This is a genomic window from Bacillus sp. XB1, from assembly GCF_053557995.1.
This window is the reverse complement of record NZ_JBNRIL010000001.1, coordinates 2,841,003-2,860,025: the sequence shown is the minus strand read 5'-3', so window position 1 is coordinate 2,860,025 and position 19,023 is coordinate 2,841,003. Positions and strand designations below refer to the sequence as shown.

General features: G+C 35.5%; 24 protein-coding genes. 14 read left to right on the top strand and 10 right to left on the bottom strand.

Annotation, left to right across the window (positions count from 1 at the left end; translation table 11 throughout):
• The first annotated feature begins 26 nt into the window (after positions 1-26).
• The 4 genes from ACK1U5_RS14690 (at position 27) to ACK1U5_RS14675 (ending at position 3,698) form a co-directional block, all read left to right on the top strand.
• On the top strand, positions 27-1,337 hold the full coding sequence (locus ACK1U5_RS14690; RefSeq protein WP_001013053.1) for a PTS sugar transporter subunit IIC: 1,311 nt from the start codon (positions 27-29) through the stop codon (positions 1,335-1,337).
• Positions 1,313-1,591, top strand: coding sequence for a hypothetical protein (locus ACK1U5_RS14685; protein ID WP_000900048.1), 279 nt, complete (start codon positions 1,313-1,315; stop codon positions 1,589-1,591). Before ACK1U5_RS14690 ends, ACK1U5_RS14685 begins: the two co-directional genes overlap by 25 nt.
• On the top strand, positions 1,581-2,666 hold the full coding sequence (locus ACK1U5_RS14680; RefSeq protein ID WP_113710801.1) for a DUF871 domain-containing protein: 1,086 nt from the start codon (positions 1,581-1,583) through the stop codon (positions 2,664-2,666). Before ACK1U5_RS14685 ends, ACK1U5_RS14680 begins: the two co-directional genes overlap by 11 nt.
• A 108-nt stretch (positions 2,667-2,774) precedes the next feature.
• Positions 2,775-3,698 carry a HEAT repeat domain-containing protein gene (locus ACK1U5_RS14675; RefSeq protein ID WP_088046351.1) on the top strand — a complete coding sequence of 308 codons (924 nt, stop codon included), beginning with the start codon at positions 2,775-2,777 and terminating at the stop codon, positions 3,696-3,698.
• 53 nt (positions 3,699-3,751) lie between these two features.
• Here the strand turns inward: ACK1U5_RS14675 and entC are convergent, their stop codons facing one another.
• The 4 genes from entC to ACK1U5_RS14655 all read right to left on the bottom strand — a co-directional run bounded on the left by entC (position 3,752) and on the right by ACK1U5_RS14655 (position 8,553).
• Positions 3,752-5,140 (bottom strand): cell wall-binding protein EntC, encoded by a 1,389-nt coding sequence (entC, locus tag ACK1U5_RS14670; protein ID WP_113710800.1) that lies wholly within the window; start codon positions 5,138-5,140, stop codon positions 3,752-3,754.
• Between the two features lie 457 nt (positions 5,141-5,597).
• Complete coding sequence (locus ACK1U5_RS14665) at positions 5,598-6,752, bottom strand: ABC transporter permease (RefSeq protein ID WP_406741370.1); 1,155 nt, start codon at positions 6,750-6,752, stop codon at positions 5,598-5,600.
• 26 nt (positions 6,753-6,778) lie between these two features.
• Positions 6,779-7,453: an ABC transporter ATP-binding protein gene (locus ACK1U5_RS14660; RefSeq protein ID WP_000609104.1), complete on the bottom strand. Its 675-nt coding sequence runs from the start codon at positions 7,451-7,453 to the stop codon at positions 6,779-6,781.
• A complete protein-coding gene (locus tag ACK1U5_RS14655) occupies positions 7,450-8,553 on the bottom strand; it encodes an efflux RND transporter periplasmic adaptor subunit (protein WP_061139766.1) in 1,104 nt (367 codons plus the stop codon). The genes ACK1U5_RS14660 and ACK1U5_RS14655 overlap by 4 nt, the downstream gene beginning before the upstream one ends.
• A gap of 211 nt (positions 8,554-8,764) precedes the next feature.
• On the opposite strand from ACK1U5_RS14655, the gene ACK1U5_RS14650 reads away from it, so the two are divergent.
• The 3 genes from ACK1U5_RS14650 to ACK1U5_RS14640 all read left to right on the top strand — a co-directional run bounded on the left by ACK1U5_RS14650 (position 8,765) and on the right by ACK1U5_RS14640 (position 11,460).
• Positions 8,765-9,499, top strand: a complete 735-nt coding sequence (locus ACK1U5_RS14650) for a YwaF family protein (RefSeq protein WP_000388678.1) — start codon at positions 8,765-8,767, stop codon at positions 9,497-9,499.
• An 88-nt stretch (positions 9,500-9,587) separates the two neighbouring features.
• Complete coding sequence (locus ACK1U5_RS14645; RefSeq protein ID WP_000239675.1) at positions 9,588-10,454, top strand: ABC transporter permease subunit; 867 nt, start codon at positions 9,588-9,590, stop codon at positions 10,452-10,454.
• A gap of 1 nt (position 10,455) precedes the next feature.
• The gene (locus tag ACK1U5_RS14640) at positions 10,456-11,460 is read left to right on the top strand and encodes an ABC transporter permease (RefSeq protein ID WP_000269948.1); all 1,005 of its coding nucleotides are present in this window, start codon (positions 10,456-10,458) and stop codon (positions 11,458-11,460) included.
• Between the two features lie 45 nt (positions 11,461-11,505).
• Here ACK1U5_RS14640 and brnQ2 read toward each other — a convergent pair whose 3' ends face one another.
• The 4 genes from brnQ2 to ACK1U5_RS14620 form a co-directional block, all read right to left on the bottom strand.
• Entirely contained in the window at positions 11,506-12,822 is a 1,317-nt protein-coding gene (brnQ2, locus tag ACK1U5_RS14635) for a branched-chain amino acid transport system II carrier protein BrnQ2 (RefSeq protein WP_069605430.1), read from the bottom strand.
• Between the two features lie 217 nt (positions 12,823-13,039).
• Positions 13,040-13,609: a spore coat protein CotJC gene (cotJC, locus tag ACK1U5_RS14630; RefSeq protein WP_000265273.1), complete on the bottom strand. Its 570-nt coding sequence runs from the start codon at positions 13,607-13,609 to the stop codon at positions 13,040-13,042.
• Positions 13,610-13,621: 12 nt separating this feature from the next.
• The gene (locus ACK1U5_RS14625; protein WP_001076510.1) at positions 13,622-13,885 is read right to left on the bottom strand and encodes a spore coat protein CotJB; all 264 of its coding nucleotides are present in this window, start codon (positions 13,883-13,885) and stop codon (positions 13,622-13,624) included.
• Between the two features lie 8 nt (positions 13,886-13,893).
• A complete protein-coding gene (locus tag ACK1U5_RS14620; protein WP_001046257.1) occupies positions 13,894-14,109 on the bottom strand; it encodes a spore coat associated protein CotJA in 216 nt (71 codons plus the stop codon).
• A gap of 33 nt (positions 14,110-14,142) precedes the next feature.
• Between ACK1U5_RS14620 and ACK1U5_RS14615 the strand changes: the two genes are divergently transcribed.
• Positions 14,143-14,571, top strand: a complete 429-nt coding sequence (locus ACK1U5_RS14615; protein ID WP_113710799.1) for a VOC family protein — start codon at positions 14,143-14,145, stop codon at positions 14,569-14,571.
• 14 nt (positions 14,572-14,585) lie between these two features.
• Complete coding sequence (locus tag ACK1U5_RS14610; protein ID WP_000440975.1) at positions 14,586-15,365, top strand: DUF2935 domain-containing protein; 780 nt, start codon at positions 14,586-14,588, stop codon at positions 15,363-15,365.
• Positions 15,366-15,382: 17 nt separating this feature from the next.
• Here ACK1U5_RS14610 and ku read toward each other — a convergent pair whose 3' ends face one another.
• A complete protein-coding gene (gene ku / locus ACK1U5_RS14605) occupies positions 15,383-16,195 on the bottom strand; it encodes a non-homologous end joining protein Ku (protein WP_000557745.1) in 813 nt (270 codons plus the stop codon).
• A 338-nt stretch (positions 16,196-16,533) separates the two neighbouring features.
• On the opposite strand from ku, the gene ACK1U5_RS14600 reads away from it, so the two are divergent.
• From ACK1U5_RS14600 to ACK1U5_RS14585, 4 genes are all read left to right on the top strand, one after another.
• Positions 16,534-16,815 (top strand): YkvA family protein, encoded by a 282-nt coding sequence (locus ACK1U5_RS14600; protein WP_000733852.1) that lies wholly within the window; start codon positions 16,534-16,536, stop codon positions 16,813-16,815.
• A gap of 10 nt (positions 16,816-16,825) precedes the next feature.
• Positions 16,826-17,431, top strand: coding sequence for a DedA family protein (locus ACK1U5_RS14595; protein ID WP_000437066.1), 606 nt, complete (start codon positions 16,826-16,828; stop codon positions 17,429-17,431).
• A gap of 98 nt (positions 17,432-17,529) precedes the next feature.
• Entirely contained in the window at positions 17,530-17,898 is a 369-nt protein-coding gene (locus ACK1U5_RS14590) for a DUF3992 domain-containing protein (RefSeq protein WP_001277540.1), read from the top strand.
• A gap of 20 nt (positions 17,899-17,918) precedes the next feature.
• Positions 17,919-18,263: a DUF3992 domain-containing protein gene (locus ACK1U5_RS14585; RefSeq protein ID WP_000525814.1), complete on the top strand. Its 345-nt coding sequence runs from the start codon at positions 17,919-17,921 to the stop codon at positions 18,261-18,263.
• Between the two features lie 56 nt (positions 18,264-18,319).
• Here ACK1U5_RS14585 and ACK1U5_RS14580 read toward each other — a convergent pair whose 3' ends face one another.
• The gene (locus ACK1U5_RS14580; protein ID WP_223277264.1) at positions 18,320-18,700 is read right to left on the bottom strand and encodes an S-Ena type endospore appendage; all 381 of its coding nucleotides are present in this window, start codon (positions 18,698-18,700) and stop codon (positions 18,320-18,322) included.
• Here ACK1U5_RS14580 and ACK1U5_RS14575 point away from each other — a divergent pair.
• Positions 18,588-18,836 (top strand): hypothetical protein, encoded by a 249-nt coding sequence (locus ACK1U5_RS14575; RefSeq protein WP_313897971.1) that lies wholly within the window; start codon positions 18,588-18,590, stop codon positions 18,834-18,836. The two genes, ACK1U5_RS14580 and ACK1U5_RS14575, sit on opposite strands and share 113 nt — an antisense overlap.
• The last annotated feature ends 187 nt before the right edge of the window (positions 18,837-19,023 follow it).

Sequence of the window (19,023 nt, the reverse complement as noted above, 5' to 3'; positions counted from 1 at the left end):
AGTAGAGAGAAAGAGGAGGGCTATTGATGAATGGGTTTATGAGTTTTATGGAACAAAAGATTATGCCAACAACGCAAAAGATTGCAGGACAACGACATTTATTAGCAATTCGAAACGGGGTTATTTCTACATTACCGTTAACGATCGTCGGATCATTTTTCGTTATCTTTTTAAATTTACCAATTGATGCATATATGGAATGGATTGCACCGTTTCGCCATATTTTAGATATTCCATTTCGATTTACAGTAGGACTAATGGCATTATACGCAGCGTTTGGTGTAGGGGCTTCGCTCGCGAACTTTTATCAGCTCAATCAGTTAAGTGCAGGGTTATTATCTGTACTCGCCTTTTTACTAGCATCAGTTGAACCAATTCAAATTACGAAAGCTGTACCAGGTGTTATTGATGCAGGTAGATATATTTCAGTAGGAACATTAAGTGCAACGTCTTTATTTGGCGCAATTGTTACAGCATTAATTGCAGTAGAAATTTATCATTTTATGATTAAGCATAATATCTCGATTAAATTACCAGATAGTGTACCACCAGCAGTTTCAAATTCGTTTGCAGCATTAATTCCAACATTAGCAGTTATTCTTTTATTCTGGGGCATTCGCTACGGTTTGAAATTCGATGTAAATACAACAATTACATATTTAATCGCACCATTAAAATCAGTATTAGTAGGAAATAATTTATTCGGTGGTTTATTAACAGTATTCTTAATCGTGTTTTTCTGGTCATTCGGTATACATGGACCAGCGATTTTAGGACCAATTATTCGTCCGATGTGGGATTCAGCAATTCTTGAAAATATGGAAGTATTCACGGCTACAGGAAATGCACATCAGTTACCAAACTTATTTACAGAGCAGTTCATTCAATGGTTCGTATGGATTGGCGGATCAGGCTCAACGTTAGCTTTAGTTATTATGTTTATGTTCTCTAAATCTAAGTTCTTAAAAGAGTTAGGTAGATTATCATTCGTGCCAGGCTTATTCAATATTAACGAACCAATTATTTTCGGTGCACCAATTGTAATGAACCCAATCTTAATTATTCCGTTCGTTATTACACCGTTAGTGACAACGACAGTATCATATTTCGCAGTTGTTTCAGGTATGATTCCACTTATGATGGCGAAACTGCCATTTACGATGTTAGCACCAATTGCAGCGGTGATTAGTACGGACTGGACAATTATGGCTGGTGTACTTGTACTTGTTAACTTTGTTATCTCGTTCGTTATTTACTATCCATTCTTCAAAATGTATGAGAAACAACAATTAGCAGGAGAGGAGAAAACAGAATGCTCGGAGCAATTATCATCTTAATTACATTCGTGGTCGGACAGTGTATTGCCCATTATTCGAAATGGGTACAAAGTAAATCTTTATTAGTGTTACTATTAGTATCAGTTTTATTTATCGGTTGTTCAATGGGTGCATATGTAATGTTAGGATTGCAATCACCGTACGTAATTATTGTACCGACAATTTTATGTGCAACGTGTTTATCTGCAAAATATAGATTTACGAGCATGGCATTAATACAACGTGTGAAGGAGATGCAAAAGCATGGAGCGTAAATTAGGAATTTCACTTTACCCAGAACATTCAACGAAAGAAAAAGATATGGCTTATATTTCCGCAGCGGCACGACACGGTTTTTCAAGAATATTTACTTGTTTGTTATCTGTGAATCGTCCGAAAGAAGAAATTGTAGCTGAATTTAAAGAGATTATCAATCACGCAAAAGATAACAATATGGAAGTTATTTTAGATGTAGCTCCGGCTGTGTTTGATCAGCTTGGTATTAGTTATAGCGATCTATCATTTTTTGCAGAGTTAGGCGCAGACGGTATTCGTTTAGATGTAGGTTTTGACGGATTAACGGAGGCGAAAATGACGAATAATCCGTACGGTTTAAAAATTGAGTTAAATGTAAGTAACGATATTGCGTACTTAGAAAATATTCTTTCGCATCAAGCGAATAAATCAGCTTTAATTGGTTGTCATAATTTTTATCCACAAAAATTCACTGGTCTTCCGTACGATTATTTCATTCGCTGTAGTAAACGCTTTAAAAAGCATGGTATTCGCAGTGCAGCTTTTATTACATCACATGCCGCAAACATCGGTCCATGGGATATTAACGACGGATTATGTACGTTAGAAGAGCATCGTAATTTACCAATTGAAGTACAAGCGAAGCATTTATGGGCAACAGGGCTAATCGATGATGTCATTATCGGAAATGCTTATGCGAGTGAGGAAGAGTTAGAAAAACTAGGAAACTTAAATCGCTACATGTTACAGCTAAAAGTGCACTTTGTAGACGAAGTGACTGAAGTAGAAAAGAGAGCCACGCTGCAAGAATTACACGTAAGACGCGGCGACATAACAGAGTATATGATACGTTCTACAGAAGTGCGTAAAAAATATAAAGACTATGACTTCCCAGTGCGCGAAAGTGTGCTACAGGAAAGAGGGCAAGTTGTAATTGGTAATAACTCATTCGGAAAGTATAAAGGTGAACTGCAAATCATCTTGAAAGAAATGTCGATAGATGAACGGAAAAATATTGTCGGTATAATTGCGGAAGAGGAGTTATTCTTACTAGATTATGTAGGAGCTTGGACGCAGTTTACTTGTGTGGAATAGAGAAGAGAAGGAGAGGATGCTGTGGCATCCTCTTTTTTCTGTTGAAATGAAAGTCTATCATATATAGAATGCAAAGAGATAGATTTAATCTGGACGGGAGAGAAGGAGATGGAAGGGTATATAGATAGTTTATTAAGGCGGATGGCTGATGAGGATACAGAGGTTAGGCATCGTGCTTATGATGAAGCAAAAGAGCTAGATGACCTATTAACGTTTCCTTATTTACAGCAGAAGGTAACCAAAGCAAAAAAAATATCTATGAAGAAAGATATGTATTATGTAATGACGAAACTTGCTATTAATACGAAAGAGATCAGTATTGCTGATTATCTTATAGATTGTTTGGAATGTGAACAAAACCCGACCTTGTTAAGTGAACTGCTTAGTAATATTTATACATTGCCAGAAGTAAGTGATACAAATAAAATTATTCCGTATATTTACCATAAAAACGATAGTGTTCGTTATTGGGCTATTTCTTCCTTAAAGTTATGTAAATCATTAGAAGCGGAGAGTGCTTTACTAAAGTTGCTGGATACTCAAGAAAATAAAGATGAGATTACACATATTTGTTATACATTGTTTGAGATTGGAACGAAGCAATCGATTCTGCCGTTAACAAAGCTTTTATATAGTAATAGTGCCTATGTTCGTTCAACTGTTATTGAGGTGTTAGCAAAAATAGGGGAATCGGACTTACAAATAGTTTATATTGAAGCTTTACAGGACAGAAATGTGATGGTGAAATATGAAGCTGTTCGAGCTATTTATACGTATGGCGACGAAATGGCAATGAGACCAATTTGCGAACGTGTGAATAAAATTGTTGCTAGAAGGCGGAAAAATGAAGCAGAGCCTACGGATGAAGCAGAGATTATCATTGCTCTTCGTTTCTTACATAAGTTTGCTAATCATGAAGAAGTTTTAAAGATATTTGATAAAGTGTATAAAAAACGTGGAAACTTGTTTGTGTCGGAGAGGAAGTGGCTTCGAGACAATATTACTTACTTTCAAGAGAAAGAAAGAATGTAAGAATCATAAAAAAAGAGCCAGCCTCAACGATGAGACTGACTCTTTTTTACTAACTAGTTTAATACTTTAACTGTAACTGTTTTACGTCCCCAGCTACTTGATGTACCTTTATCTGGCATTAAAACGTCGATTTTATTACCTTTAATAGCTCCACCAGTATCACCAGCGATTGCTACTCCGTAACCTTCAACCCATACTTTTGAACCTAATGGAATTACACTTGGATCAACTGCAATAAGTTTCATGTTTGGATTAGCTGTTAAGTTATGACCTAAAGCTGATTTTACTTGGTCGCCTGCTTTATAACCATTTTCAAGTGGATCTGCTGTGTAAGCTGTTGCTACAACACGTAACTCACGAGAAGATGATGGTGCACTTGTTTCAGTTTCTTTTGCAACAGGTTGTTGTGTAGCTGGTTTTTGAGCTTTAGCAGCTTCACGAGCTTTAGCAGCTTCTTGAGCTTTAGCAGCTTCACGAGCTTCAGCTGCTTCTTGAGCCTTAGCTTCTTGAGCTTTAGCAGCTTCACGAGCTTTGGCTGCTTCTTGAGCCTTAGCCGCTGCTTGAGCTTCAGCATCTGCTTGAGCTTTAGCTGCTTCACGAGCTTTAGCCGCCTCTTGAGCTTTAACTTCTGCTTGAGCTTCAGCATCTGCCTGAGCTTTAGCTGCTTCTTGAGCCTTAGCTGCTTCACGAGCTTTAGCTGCTTCTTGAGCTTTAACTTCTGCTTGAGCTTCAGCTGCTTCGCGAGCTTTAGTTGCTTCTTGAGCTTTAGCTTTTGCTTGAGTTTCAGCTACTTCCTGAGCTTTAGCAGCTTCACGAACTTTAGCTGTATCTTGAACTGTAGTCGTTTTTTCAACTTTAACTACTGGTTGAACTTTAACTGGTGCTTTACCTGTTAAGTAAGGAACATGAACATAAGCTGTTTTTCCGTTATATTCAAATTGAATCCAATCATTCTGTACTTGGTGTGTTGTTTCAATTACATCATCTTTTTTCAACTTACCAAGAATCTCTGAGTCTGTGTTTGCTCCAGCACGTACGTTTAATACGTTTGCTGTTACGTAGTAAGTGTCTTTTGTATAGTCAGCGCTTATGAAAGCTTCTTTACCGCTATTCAATTGAACTTTTGACCAACCATTTTCTGTATGTAAAACATTTACTTTATATCCATCTAATAATTTTCCTACAACTTTTGATTCAGTAGTTGGGTTTTCTCGTACGTTTAGTACGTCAGTCGTTACGATTGTTTCTGCTTTAGCAGATGTTGTGAAAATCCCAAGACCAAAAACCGCTGCTGTTGCTATACCCATAAATTTTTTCATAATAGCCTCCATTGCATTTGTTTTCGTTGACCTCATTATAGCAACCATTATTTTCTTATTTGCGAAAAACATAAAATTACAAAGCTTTCGTAACGGGGCATTAATATTCTGTAACAATTCCATAAATATCCTGATAGCGCTTCCTTGTTGTTTTTTGGCGTATCAGGGCATATGAAACACAAAATGAGTAGTATTTCAATTACTGTAACGTTAATAATGTTACAGTAATATTTCTATGTGATATCTATAGTGTTACGAAAGTAGCGTATTTTACTGTTTGAATGGAAATTTAGTTATAAAACGATAATATTTTTAGGCGTGAAAATATATAAATGAGGTGAAATTTAATAAAATATCGATATAATTGTTACAAAATCAGTCGAAGTATGGAAAAAATTACGCCTTGATTTTCGTCTGTTACATAGTATTTTTGCAATAATAGAATTAGATAATAGCCTTATTACCTATAAATAATGAAGAGTATGAGAATGATAGTTGTAACGTGAAACATATATAATAGAAGAAACTCAATTTAGTAGATAAATAAAAAACGCAGGAGTGTAAACTCCTACGTTTTTGTTTATTCATATCGTAAACATTCAATTGGATCCAGTTTGGCAGCTTTGTTAGCTGGTAGTAGTCCGAATGCAATACCGATTAGCATTGAAATACCTACTGCAAGAAGTCCAAGTTCTTTTGAGACAACGAGTGGCCATCCAGCAAAGATTGAGACGATCCAAGCGAAGAAAATACCGAGCATGAATCCGATGAAACCACCAAGTCCTGTTAAAATACAAGATTCGATTAAGAATTGTGTTAATACTTTACCACGTGTTGCACCAAGTGCTTTACGAATACCAATCTCACGTGTACGTTCTGTTACAGATACGAGCATGATGTTCATTACACCGATACCACCAACAAGTAAGGAGATAGCAGCAATACCACCAAATACCATTTTCATCATACCAATTGATTCGTCTAGTTGTTTCGTAAATTCACCTAAGTCTTGTGCTTCGAATTTGTGCTCAAATTTAGGAGCTTTCATTTCGTTTAAGACAGAAACGGCTTGTTTTTCTACACTTTTACGTTCTGTCGGAGAGGTCATTGTTAATCTTACAGAGTCATACTCATTTACTCCTGAAATGACAGGCGCATTTTCAAGTGATGTATAACCTTCAGGCATAGGCATTCCAAAGTCGTTTTTCGTTTCGTATACACCAACTATTTTATACGGCTTTCCTTTTATATCTGTGTATTGATTTGATTCCCAACCACTACTAAATAATTTGTTGAAAGCTTCTTCATTTAATATAACAGCAGGGATTGCTTGGTTTAGTTCACTGTCATTTAATTCACGACCGTGAACTAATTTTATTTTCGAATCTGTCATAAAGGCGCCTGTTCCACCTTTTAAATCAAGATTTACATCTTTTGAACCAGCAGATGCTTTTACTTTCATACTTACGTCTGGATACACATCTTTAACGCCTGGTACAGTTTGCAGACGGTTTAGCATATCAGGTGTGATTTTGGCACTATCTGTTCCGTAATCAGGATTGTTGTAGTAAATCGTTACTTCGTTATCTTTTCCTTGGCCTAATTCTTTTTTAAACTTTGCGTTTGTACCATCACCCATTGAAATGATAGTAATAATGGCACTAATACCGATAATAATACCTAACATCGTTAAAATAGAACGCATTTTATGAGCAAAGATAGAGGAAAGGGCCATGCGTATATTTTCACTCGTATTCAAAATTAACCTCTCCAATCTTGGACGATATTTCCGTCACGAATTACAATTTGACGTGCTGCAGCTTCCCCGATTTCACGGTCATGGGTAATCATAATGATTGTTGAGCCTTGTTTATTTAATTCGTAAAAGAGGTCCATAATTTGTGTGCTTGTTTTTGTATCAAGTGCTCCCGTCGGTTCATCGGCTAAAATGAATTTTGGGTTATTTACGATTGCACGTGCAACAGCGACACGCTGCTTTTGTCCACCTGATAATTCGTTCGGTAAGTGAGTAGCGCGATCAGCTAAACCGACTTTTGTTAAAGCAGCTAATGAGCGCTCGCGTCTTTCTTTTTTATCGACTCCAGCGTAAATAAGAGGTAGTTCTACATTTTGAAGCGCTGTAAGTCTCGGTAATAACATGAAGTTTTGGAATACGAATCCGATCTCTTTATTACGTACGTGTGCAAGTTCTGTTTCAGTCATGTTTGAAATATTTTGACCGGCTAGTTCGTACGTACCTGTCGTCGGTTTATCTAAGCAACCGATAATGTTCATTAATGTTGATTTACCAGAACCAGAAGGTCCCATAATAGAAGTGAATTCTCCTTGGTTCAGTGTTACGTCAATTCCGTGTAATATTTGAACGGATTCTGCACCATTTTGGAAGGATTTCGTGATGCCTTTTAAGTTAATCACTGGGCGACAACCTCCATACCATCTTTTAAGTCTTTTTCAGGTTTAGAGATAATTTCCTCTCCTTTTTTCACTCCAGAAACTTTTGCTTCGCTATCAGTCTCGAATTCAACAGTAACTGCTTGTTCTTTCGCCTTACCGTCTTTTACAACGAAGACAACATTTTTGTCACCTTTTTTCACGATACTGCTTTTCGGAACAATTGTACCAGTTGCTTCGCCAGATTTACTTGTTACGTAAACGTGGAAGCCGTTTTGTAATTCGTCACTATTATCTAATGTGACAGTGAATTGATAGTTAGAAACAGTTTTATTTTCATCCATGCTCTTTAATGGTGTAGAACCGATTTCTGTTACTTTTCCTGTCCAAGTCTTACCAGCGACAGTTTTTGATGAAATAGTTACTTCTTGCCCAACTTTCATACTAGCAAGCTCATATTCAGAAAGTTGACCTTTTACTTTAAATTGACCAGCGTGACGAAGAGTAATTCCGCTCATACCTGTTTTTTCGTCAGCAGTTTTTACGATATCATCAATTACGCCATCAGCAGGACTTGTTACAGAAAGAGTGTTTACTTTCTCTTTTGCTGCTTTAATCATTTCATCAGCTTTTTCAACTTCAAACTTTTTCATTTCAAGTTGTGATTCTAATTGCCCAACTTCAACTTCTGATGCTTTTAATGCTTCAGCAGGAAGGCCTGCATTTTTATCTTTTTGTAATTTTTGTTTCGCCGCATCAATTTGTTTTTGGAACAACGTTACTTCTTTTTGTGCGATTTTCTTTTGCATTTCTGCTTCTGTTATACCTTGTTTCGCAGTCGGATCATTGTATTTAAATAGAAGCTGACCTTTTTTCACTTCATCGCCTTTTTTTACAGCTAATTCATATGTTCCTTTTGTTGGATCGAATGAAATAGTTTCAATTCCATTTGGAATAACTTCGCCACCAAATTTTTGCGCGTTTTGGATTTGTTTTTCAGTTACTTTATATCCGCTATATGCCATTGCTACTTCTGAACCGCCCCCAGCAAATGCAAAGTATGATCCAGCTGCAATTCCGATTGCTACTACACTAGTAATTAACACCTTATTTTTCTTTTTCATCTATTTATCACCTTTTCGTTCGTTTTAGTATCTACATTAAGTATAGAAGAGGTGAAGAATCTGACAAATCGTTTTAGCTTACAATAACCTTACAGTTTTGTAAGGTATGAATATGTAAATGTAAGGTAGAGGTTGTCCTATTGTAAGCAAATGAATTGACTCGTTGTTTCTTTCTTACAATAATATTGTATGAAGGAGAGGAGGAAGGAAGATGGAAGCTTATTTTAGTGCGCATCCATTAAAACCGTTTATTCCATACTCAAGGCAACATGCCATTATATTATTTATTATGTTGGTGGGGATATTTTTTCTGTATCAATACCAAGATTTATTACGTCAAAATGAGTGGAATATAACGGTTCGATATGCGATTGCATTTTTATTTATAGGTAGTGAAATTGGGCTTCATATGTGGGAGTGGAAAGCGGGGATTTTTGAGCTAGCTACTTCATTACCGTTTGAGTTATGTACAATTAGTTTATTGTTAGCGTCGATTATGATTGTAACGAAAAGTTATCGAATATATGAGATTGTATTTTTTACGGGAATTATTGGTGCATCACAAGCCATTTTAACACCAAATTTGCAATATGCTTTTCCGCATTTTCGTTTTATTGAATATTTTATCGCGCATGTATTGCTTATTTGGGCACCACTCTTTATGACTTGGGTGGAAGGCTATAGACCGACCTTGCAATCTATTAAGCGTACGATGATATTTTTAAACATATTGATTCCGCTTGTTTCGTTTGTGAATTACAAAACAGGTGGTAATTATATGTTTTTAGCTCATAAGCCAGAAACAGCTTCATTACTCGATATGTTAGGGCCGCATCCTTACTATATTATTTCATTAGAAATAGCTGCGCTTATTGGATGTTTCATTTTGTATATGCCGTTTGCGAAAAGAGAAAGGCATGCGCATAAAGAATCACTAGGATCATAGCCTAGTGATTTTTTGCCTTTAAAATATTTACAATTCAGAAAATTAAGAATAAAATTAAGAGGTAAATTATAGAGAGAGAAGGGCGAAAATGGTCAAAAAGGTATTTTTGAATGGGATGGAAGTGACGATTCAATTTCTTATTTCGATTTTGGGGATTATTTGTTTAGGAGCACTGCCGAAATTATTTTATGGATTTGAGCTGCATGCATCAGAGTACATACAGAGTTTAAAAGAAGTGTTTGTGAACTTAATGGATATTTCCAATTTGCAATATGTGAAAGGTAAATTTTTATTTCCGCAGCTGTTCGTCCATTATAAAGAAACGATTATTATTTTTTTGGCTGCTTTTTTTATTTCATTATTTGTAGCATTTTGTATCGTTTATGTAATTATGAGTAGTTCACCGCGTATACAACATCGAATTAAATCATTTCTTATCTTCCTAGAATCCATTCCAGATATTCTTCTTATTTTAGTATCACAAATTTTAGTTGTATGGTTTTTTAAACAAACAGGTTTTTTACCTTTTCAAATTGCTTCAATTGGAGGCGAGTCGATTAGGGGGTTGCCAATATTGTGTTTGAGCATCCCGACTACGATTATGTTTGTAAAAATGGTCGTGCTTCGTTTTGAAAATGAACTAGAAAAAGATTATGTACTATTTGCTAAGGCGAAAGGGCTGGGGCGCTTTCATATTTTAAATCGTCATATTTTACGAAATGTGTTGCTTAGTACATTATTTTTTGCAAAAACGAATATCTTTTTTATGTTATCTAATTTATATATTATAGAATGGATTTTTAATACGGGTGGTATTTTTATGTTTTTGAAATCGTATTTTGGTATTAGAGTTGAGGTTTTCATCGTTAGTGTGCTTCTTATATATATTCCGATTTTTATTTTATTTAAATTGTTTCATTATCTCATTCCGGCTGCGATGAAGGAGAGATTATAATATGTGGACGTATATAAAACGTGATAAAAGATTTTGGATAAGCATTGGGTTTCTTCTCCTATTAGTTCTTTTGAGCATCGGAAATACGTTATGGAATGATGGACATATTAGACAAGTTACATTGCAATATGATGCGGATGAAAATCCACAAGTGCCACCGTTTCCACCTTCATTCCAATTTTTACTCGGGACAGACCGGAAAGGGTATGACCTGTTACATTTAGTCATTGAGGGCGCGAAGTGGACGATTGGTATATCTATTTTAATTGCGGCACTTAGAATGGTAATAGGTGTGTTTTTCGGTGTCGTACTCGGAACGTATATAAAAAGAGGATTTTCAAAAATTGAGGCTTTCTTTGATAGTTTTACAGTTATTCCGACAGTTATGATTGCGTATTTTTTTCTTCAATCTGCAAATGCATTTGGAAGCGGAGAGGAGACAACAACCTTTTTTGAAAGGGCTTCGTTTCAAGTGGTATTACTTGTACTGCTTGTAATGCCAGTTATTGCACTGTATGTTGCGAAGGAAGTTCGTAAATTGCGAACGGAAGAATTTGTTGATGCCGCGCGCATATTAGGCGGATCGAGAAGACGTATTGTTATAAAACATCTTTTTCCGCATCTCTATATGACTTTTATACTCGTATTTCTTCAACAGTTTACGCAGAGCCTTACTATTTTACTGCACTTAGGATTACTTGAAGTGTTCTTTGGTGGGACTGTTACGTTTGGTGGACCTATAAAAGAGGTGGAATCTTATACGCATGAATGGTCAGGTTTAATTGGAGTATACTTTAGATCATTAACAGTGCATCCATGGATTCCTCTCGTCCCAATTACATTTTTTGGGCTTACTATTTTTTCAGGAAATATGATTGTGAAAAGTATAGAAGAGGCGATGTTGAAAGTAAGGTTAGGCGGAGAGCTAAAGAAGGATGTTGTAGAAGAGGAACAATCTGTTGTGCAGTCAAAAGAAGAGTTATTTACTTTTAAGCATACGATGTGAAGAGAAAGAAGAAGCAAGCATGGATTTCATGCTTGCTTCTTTTCTTTATTTTGTAGAAACTTCACCTGCAGCTTCTGTTTGCGGAATAAAGTATCCAATTATACCACCGATTATTGCTGGAATGATCCAGCCAATTCCTAAGTTATAAAAAGGAATGATGTGTACGATATTAGCGATAAAATCTGGTATCATTTCCACATTATCAAGTGCGTGAATACAGCTAATAATAAATGCTGCGATCATCGCTCCGATGTAGACAGAAGGTTTACGTTTCGTATATTTATCGATAAATGATACGAAAATTAAAATGATTGTAATTGGGTACAAAATAATTAATACAGGTAGTGTGATTTTAATTAATAAGCTTAATCCTAAGTTTGAAATAACGAAACTAAAGATACAAACGTATAGCACAAGCTTTTTGTATGAAACATTTGTTAGCACTGTTGTGAAGTAATTTGCAAATGCACTTACAACGCCAATTGCCGTTGTTAAACAAGCGAAGATAATGGCGATACTTAATAAAATATTACCGCTTGTCCCAAAGAATTGATACATAACAGTAGCTAATAGTTGACCACCGTTTTCGAATTGCCCTAAGTTTCCGTTTGAAGCTCCGATATAACCGAGTAAGAAGTAAACAATTGTTAAGAATAGAGCAGCGATACTTCCGCAAATGATTGTATATTTCGCGATAGATTTCTTCTCTTGTATACCGTTTTGACGAATTGCATTTACAACAATTGTTGATAGTACGAGAGCGCCAATTGCATCTAACGTTAAAAATCCTTCAAGAAATCCTTTGAAAAACGGGATGTCTTTATAGTCACCGATAGGTTCTGCAAACGTCCCTGGTGAAAGAATCGCTTTTGTTGCCATAATTGCAATAATTACAAGTAAAATTGGCGTTAATATTTTACCGATATGATCTACTAGCTTGGATGGATTTAATGATAAGAAGTAAACGACTGTAAAGAAAATCGCACTAAAAACTAACATAGAATACCATTGATCTGGGAAAAGTGGTGCAATCCCGATTTCATAAGATACAGATCCAGTTCGTGGAATAACAAATAGTGGGCCGATTGAAAGATAAATAATGATAGCGAATACTGCTGCGAATTTTGGATGAACACGGCTCGCTAAAGTGTTAAAACTACCACCAGCAAGGGCAACAGCAACGATAGCAAGTAAAGATAAACCGACGTCTGTAATAATAAACCCTGTAATGGAAACCCACATATTTTCTCCGGAAGAAAGACCGAGAAGGGGCGGGAAAATCATATTACCAGCACCGAAGAAAACTGCGAATAGTAATAAACTAATCGAAAGTATTTGCGCTGGTTTTAAAGTTGTATGCATATAAAGAAAATCCTCCTAATGAGTGTTTTTGTCGAAAATTCAAATAATTTGTCGAGTAACTGTTATTATTTTAAAGGTCTGATGACTAGAAAGCAATAGGGAATTTTGAAAATATTAAAAAATAATGCATTAAATCGAATAAATATACTATTTATATGTTTAATAGGAAGGATTTAACTTTTAACATAAAAAAACACATATCGCTAGGATACGTGTTTTAAAAAAATATTTTTTTATCGCGTTCTTCTTTTAAAATTTCAACTGCTTCTCGGAAACGTTGTGAATGGACAATTTCTCGTTCACGTAAGAAGCGTAGGCTGTCATTTATATCTGGATCATCTGATAAGTTAATGAGCCATTGATATGTTGCGCGTGCTTTTTCTTCAGCTGCAATATCCTCGTATAGATCGGCAATTGGATCACCTTTAGCCTGTATATAGGTTGCAGTAAATGGAACACCAGCAGCGTTATGGTAATGAAGAGCACTGTCATGATCAGCGTAATGAGGGTCAAGACCAGCAGCTTTCATTTGTTCAGGGGTCGCATCTTTCGTCAGCTTATAAACCATTGTAGCAATCATTTCAAGGTGAGCAAATTCTTCTGTACCAATATCAGTAAGTAGGCCAATGACTTTATCAGGAATTGTATAACGTTGATTTAAGTAACGTAGTGCAGCAGCTAATTCTCCATCTGCACCACCGTATTGCTCGATTAATAATTTTGCAAGTGCGGGATTGCAAGTTCCCACTTTAACTGGGTATTGTAATTTCTTTTCATAAATCCACATAGTTTCTCTCCTTTATATTTGCCATGGCCAAGGACCTTTGCTCCATTCCCAAGGGGCATTAGAATAGCTATTGCCAAACTGTTGGAGTGGTCCGTATTTTTCTTCCATCTTTTGTTTTAATACTCTCCGTTTATAGGAAAAATCATTAAATTGATTAATCGCAGCGGTGTCATCTGGATGTGTATCTAAATAAAGAGTGAGTTCAACTAGTACAAAGTCTAATTCTTGAAGCTCCAGTAAAAGCTGATAGTATTCTTCTGGTAGCGATTGATTCACGTCAGTAGTCACCGCCCTTTTTTATAAGGATTTTCATAATAGTCATAAAAAACAGGCCATAAAGTCCCTTTTTGTAGTGCTTCTTTTGGTGTGAATTGCGGCAAGTTTGGCGGTTGAAAGCCTAAAAATAAATTAGGAGGAGTAGAATAATATTTTTTTCCGATAGGAGGACAAGGATCGAGAGGGCTATGATAGGGCACGAATGATCTCATATATTTATTCACGAATAAACCTCCTTACATGTTCATTACTACGTATTGTATTCAGACATAATAGGCATTTATGACACATATAAAAAAGTAATAGGTACGGGGGGAATGAATGTGGAGACTGTGAAACAATTCATTGTATTGGAAGTAAAGAACTTAAAGGAAACTCTGTATTTTTATGAAGGGATTTTAGGGATAACACCTAGTTCAGAAAGGCCGCAATTAGATATTACAGGGGTTTGGTATGATACTGATTCAACGAGAATTAGTTTTGTGATGAATCGCAGTTTGGGCGGGCGTGAGAAGAGTGTTACGGACTCAGTTGATGTTCTAACCTTTTCAATTTCTAACATAGGGAATGTAAAGAAGAGGTTAGTATTTTATAAAATCGCATATACAGAAAACAAAAGTGAGAAGAGTATTGTGGTACAAGACCCGGATGGATATAAACTTCAAGTGATAGAGAAGGATGAATAGACGGAGGGGATTTAGTGGAGAGAAATTATGAAGAAAGTGCGTTGTTTGAGCATCAATTTTGGTTAAAGGTACTTACTGATCATGCACAATTTTTACTGGATGCATTAGCTCCGAAGGAAAAAGAGGATATAAAAAAAGCTACTTACTTTGTTGAAACATTTACGAATTTGTTAAATAAAGTTCGGAATGTGAATCTGATGGCATTTTCAAAAGAGGCAGAACAAGCCGCTAAGGAGATTCGGGCGTTTAAATTAAATATTATACAGAAACAGCTGGAAGGGAAAATTACTATTCATTTTACGCCAACTTTTATTAATCATATGGTAAACGAAGTGGAAGAGTATATAACAGTTTTAGAGTTTTTGAAGAAAGGGGAAGTTCCGCCTGTTTTTCATGAATTACATTATCATCTCGTTTGGTTAACGGATGCGGCTGGTCATGCAGGCTCTATTTCTGGTGGATTAGATCTTGTTGAAAAAAGATTGAAAGAGAAAAGCGAAGAATTTACGAAGCATTTTGAACAATTTTACTTAAAGGCAGTTGAAATGACAGGGTATTTACGGACAGAGCTGCATCATTTTCCTGCATTAAAGAAGTTTACGAAAGATGTTTCACTTGAATTGAAATTATTTTCGCATTTTTTACATGAAGTGGAAGAGCTCGAGTTATCTCATGAAGTATTAAGTGCATTATCAGCTAGAATGGCAGATCATATGGCAAGAGAAGAATGTTACTACTTATTAAAACTAGCTCAATCGTCTGGACTTGAAATGCCGAAATGTAATCCGCTTTAAAGAAAAAGAGGTCAATTTTATTTGGCCTCTTTTTCTGTTTTATTGTCTCTTTTTATTTTTGCTTGTTCAATGCTTGCCTGTAATGTCTCCATAATATTAATGATGTTCGGAGCTGGAGAGATTGTTTCGGTTTTTTCCTGCTGTTCAATTTTGTTTTCGATTAGTTCGGTAAGGGCTTCTTTATACTCATCTGTATACATCTCTTGTTCAAAAGGATTTGTAAGATGGTGGATTAAATTGATTGCTGCTGTGAGTTCTTGTTTTTGAATCGGATAATTTTCGTTACTTGGTAAGTTAGGTGTATTTGTTATAGCGCGAATTTCATTAGGGTAGTGAATAGTTTGCAACATAAGACCATCCTCAAAGTTACGGATAATAGCTAAATGTTGTTTTTTTCTAATAGAAATATGAATAAGCCCAAGTTTATTTGTACGTTCAAGAGCTTCTTTTAATAATAAATACGATTTTTCATGTCCTGGGGTAGGACCTATAAAATAAGAGCGATCATAAAGAACAGAATCGATTTCGTTATTTTGGACAAAAGATATAATACGAATGGATCGTGGTTCATGAGCTTGTTGTAATTCAGCTAATTCTTTTTCATCCATAATAATATATTTATGAGGTGCGTATTCATAGGCTTTTACAATATCGTTATCATCAATTTCTTCATCCGTACAATCAGGAGCAAATTTTTTATATTTAATAGGTGTTAAACATTCTTTATGGAGGCTTAAAAATTTTATATCGTTTTCTTCTACGGCACTGTATAGTTTAATTCCTATATTTAATAGTCCAAGTGAAAGTGCACCTTTCCAGACGGTATGCAAATGAAACATCTCCTTTCGTTCAAAAATGATTATGTATATTATGAGATAGTAAGAAATTTCCTATACGTTTTTTGTTTTTTACGAAAGGGATTGGGATATAAAATATATTGACAAGCCCTCTGAAATATTTTAATGTGAGTGTATAAAATTGTGTATAAAGGGGAGTAACTTATTACAGTAAAGTCGTCATTACAGGGAGAAACCCTCGGCTTTATTGGCAACGTTTCGTTGTTAGTGAGACCTTTACCAGCAATGGTAAAGGCCCCTTTCTGTCTTTTTGAGGACCCTTACCATATTTGGTAGGGTCCTTTTCGTATACAAAGAGAGGAGATATAAAAATGAAAAAACTTATTAGTAGATTAAGAGTTGTATTTCATGTTCGCCGATTTGTTCCATTCCTATTTGACTTTTTTACTTCAAAAGAGGTTTCAATAAAGAAGAAAATTTTATCTGTTGCTTTTTTAGTTGGTTATGTTGCGATGCCGCTTGATTTAATTCCAGACTTCCTACCGTTTATCGGTATTTTAGATGATATTGGAATTGTGTTATTTATTTTGAACCGAATTGTAAAAATGGCGCCAGTTCAATTACAAGAAAAGCATAACGTAAACGTAGGATAGGAGTTAAAATATGGAGCAAATGATTTTAGATATAATCGAGTTTTTAAAGCAGTTTTCTTATTTTGGAGTTGTATTGGCTTTAACGTTCGAATTTATTCCGGCAGAAGTTGTTTTGCCTATGGTTGGGTATTGGGTATACGAGGGAGATATGAATTTTTGGCTAGCTGTATTAGCTGGAACACTTGGCGGAACGACAGGACCGTTAACGTTATACGCACTTGGTTATTATGGTGGTCGTCCGCTATTAATAAAATACGGAAAATACTTCTTTATTAAAGAAGAACAAATTCAAAAAGCAGATGATTTCTTTGAGAAATATGGACCAGTTGTAGCATTTGTTGGACGCTTTGTACCAGGGGTTCGAACGCTTATTTCTGTTCCGTGTGGTATGGCGAAAATGAACATATGGAAATTTAGTATATATACATTTGTAGCAATGTTCCCGTTAACGACTTTGTATGTTTATTTTGGAATGAAATTAGGTCCGCATTGGGAAAAAGCAGCGGATGTTGTTGGACAATATATGCTACCGATATTAGGAGGCGTTATTCTTATTGTTGCTAGTATCTTTGTCTATAAATATATGAAGAAAAGAAACAAAACGGAATCTATCTAGTCATTTGAATATTTTTTGAAAATAGATGAATAGTACAGGCAAAAGACTCTGAGGGACATACACATATAGGGAATATAAAAGAGAGAGGGGAAACAACTATGTCTTGTGAGTGCTCAGGGTCAGCATTAACTTGTTGTCCAGATAAAAATTATGTGCAAGATAAAGTGTGTAGTCCGTGGTCTGCTACTGTAGTTGCAACAGCAATTGATAATGTTCTCTATACAAATAATATTAACCAAAACGTAGTTGGTACTGGTTTTGTTAAATATGATGTTGGACCAGGCCCAATTACTGTAGAAGCGCTTGATTCTGCTGGGGGTACAATTGATACACAAACATTAAACCCAGGAACGAGTATTGCTTTTACGTATCGTCGCTTTGATAGTATACAAGTTGTGTTACCTGCAACACCTGCTGGAACGTATCAGGGAGAATTTTGTATTACAACACGTTATCCACTTTCATAGCAGAATAGGAGAGGATCGAAATGGGAATGAGAAGTTCCAGTTTGTCTTGTTGTTCTAATAAAACACTTGTGCAAGACCAAGTATGTACAGACTGGTCTATTACAGGTGCTGGTACTCAAATTGTATATACAAATAATATCACGCAAGAAGTATATGGTTCAGGTTACGTGAAATATGATGTAGGTGCGAACCCGATTACAGTTGATTTTTTAGTTGGAGCTACAGTAATTGATACAATTACTGTACAACCGCAAAGTAGTGGTACTTTCACTGTCCGATATTTTACGACTGTTCGAATTACTACGACAGGAACAACTGTTAATCAAGGAGAGTTTTGTATTACTGTACGTTATCCGATTTCATAAAAAAGCATACCGTAAATGGTATGCTTTTTTATTGAGAAAGCAATGAAATTGGTATTCTATAAGCAACATGTAAATTCGCAACAGTACTTACCTTCTAAATATAGTGAAGGGTTACTTTGTATATTGATAATACTGACTGACTCTAAGTCTTTTCCTGTGTAAGATATTGTATTACCAGGAAACACAGTGAAAACATTAGTTACTGCTCCAACAATTTGAATCATAATTGCTTCCGTGCTGCTAGTACTATTGTAAACCGAGACAGTACCTGATATAAGTAGTATCCCATCACTTTGCCACAGTATCATTGATTGTGATCCATCTTTGACAGAGGGGATGGTGTTATTCGTTATGAGGAAATTTCCTGCAAATTCATTTGTTACTCGTTCACAATTTGGATTTGGAGGAGGGGGCGGTGGACAAGGGTCTGGACAAATGATAGATAAAGGAGCGAAACAGCCAATATTTTTTTTGTTCTTCAATACAACCCCTCCTTTTAAGTTGTCTTTTATTACTATTAAATGTAAAAGCATGGCCGATGTGTTAACAAAAGAAGGAAATATTAAAAATTAAGATTGTCTAATAGGCTTAAACCTTAACTTATCATTAGTGTTATAGAAAAGATTATATGTAAATGGTCATAGGAAAAGAATGATTAGACTCTTTTAGACAAAAGGTGGTTGTATACCATAGTACGAGGAATGTTGGACTTAATTTCTAATTAACTGTATATTTACAAAAATCTAATAAAGTTCATTTG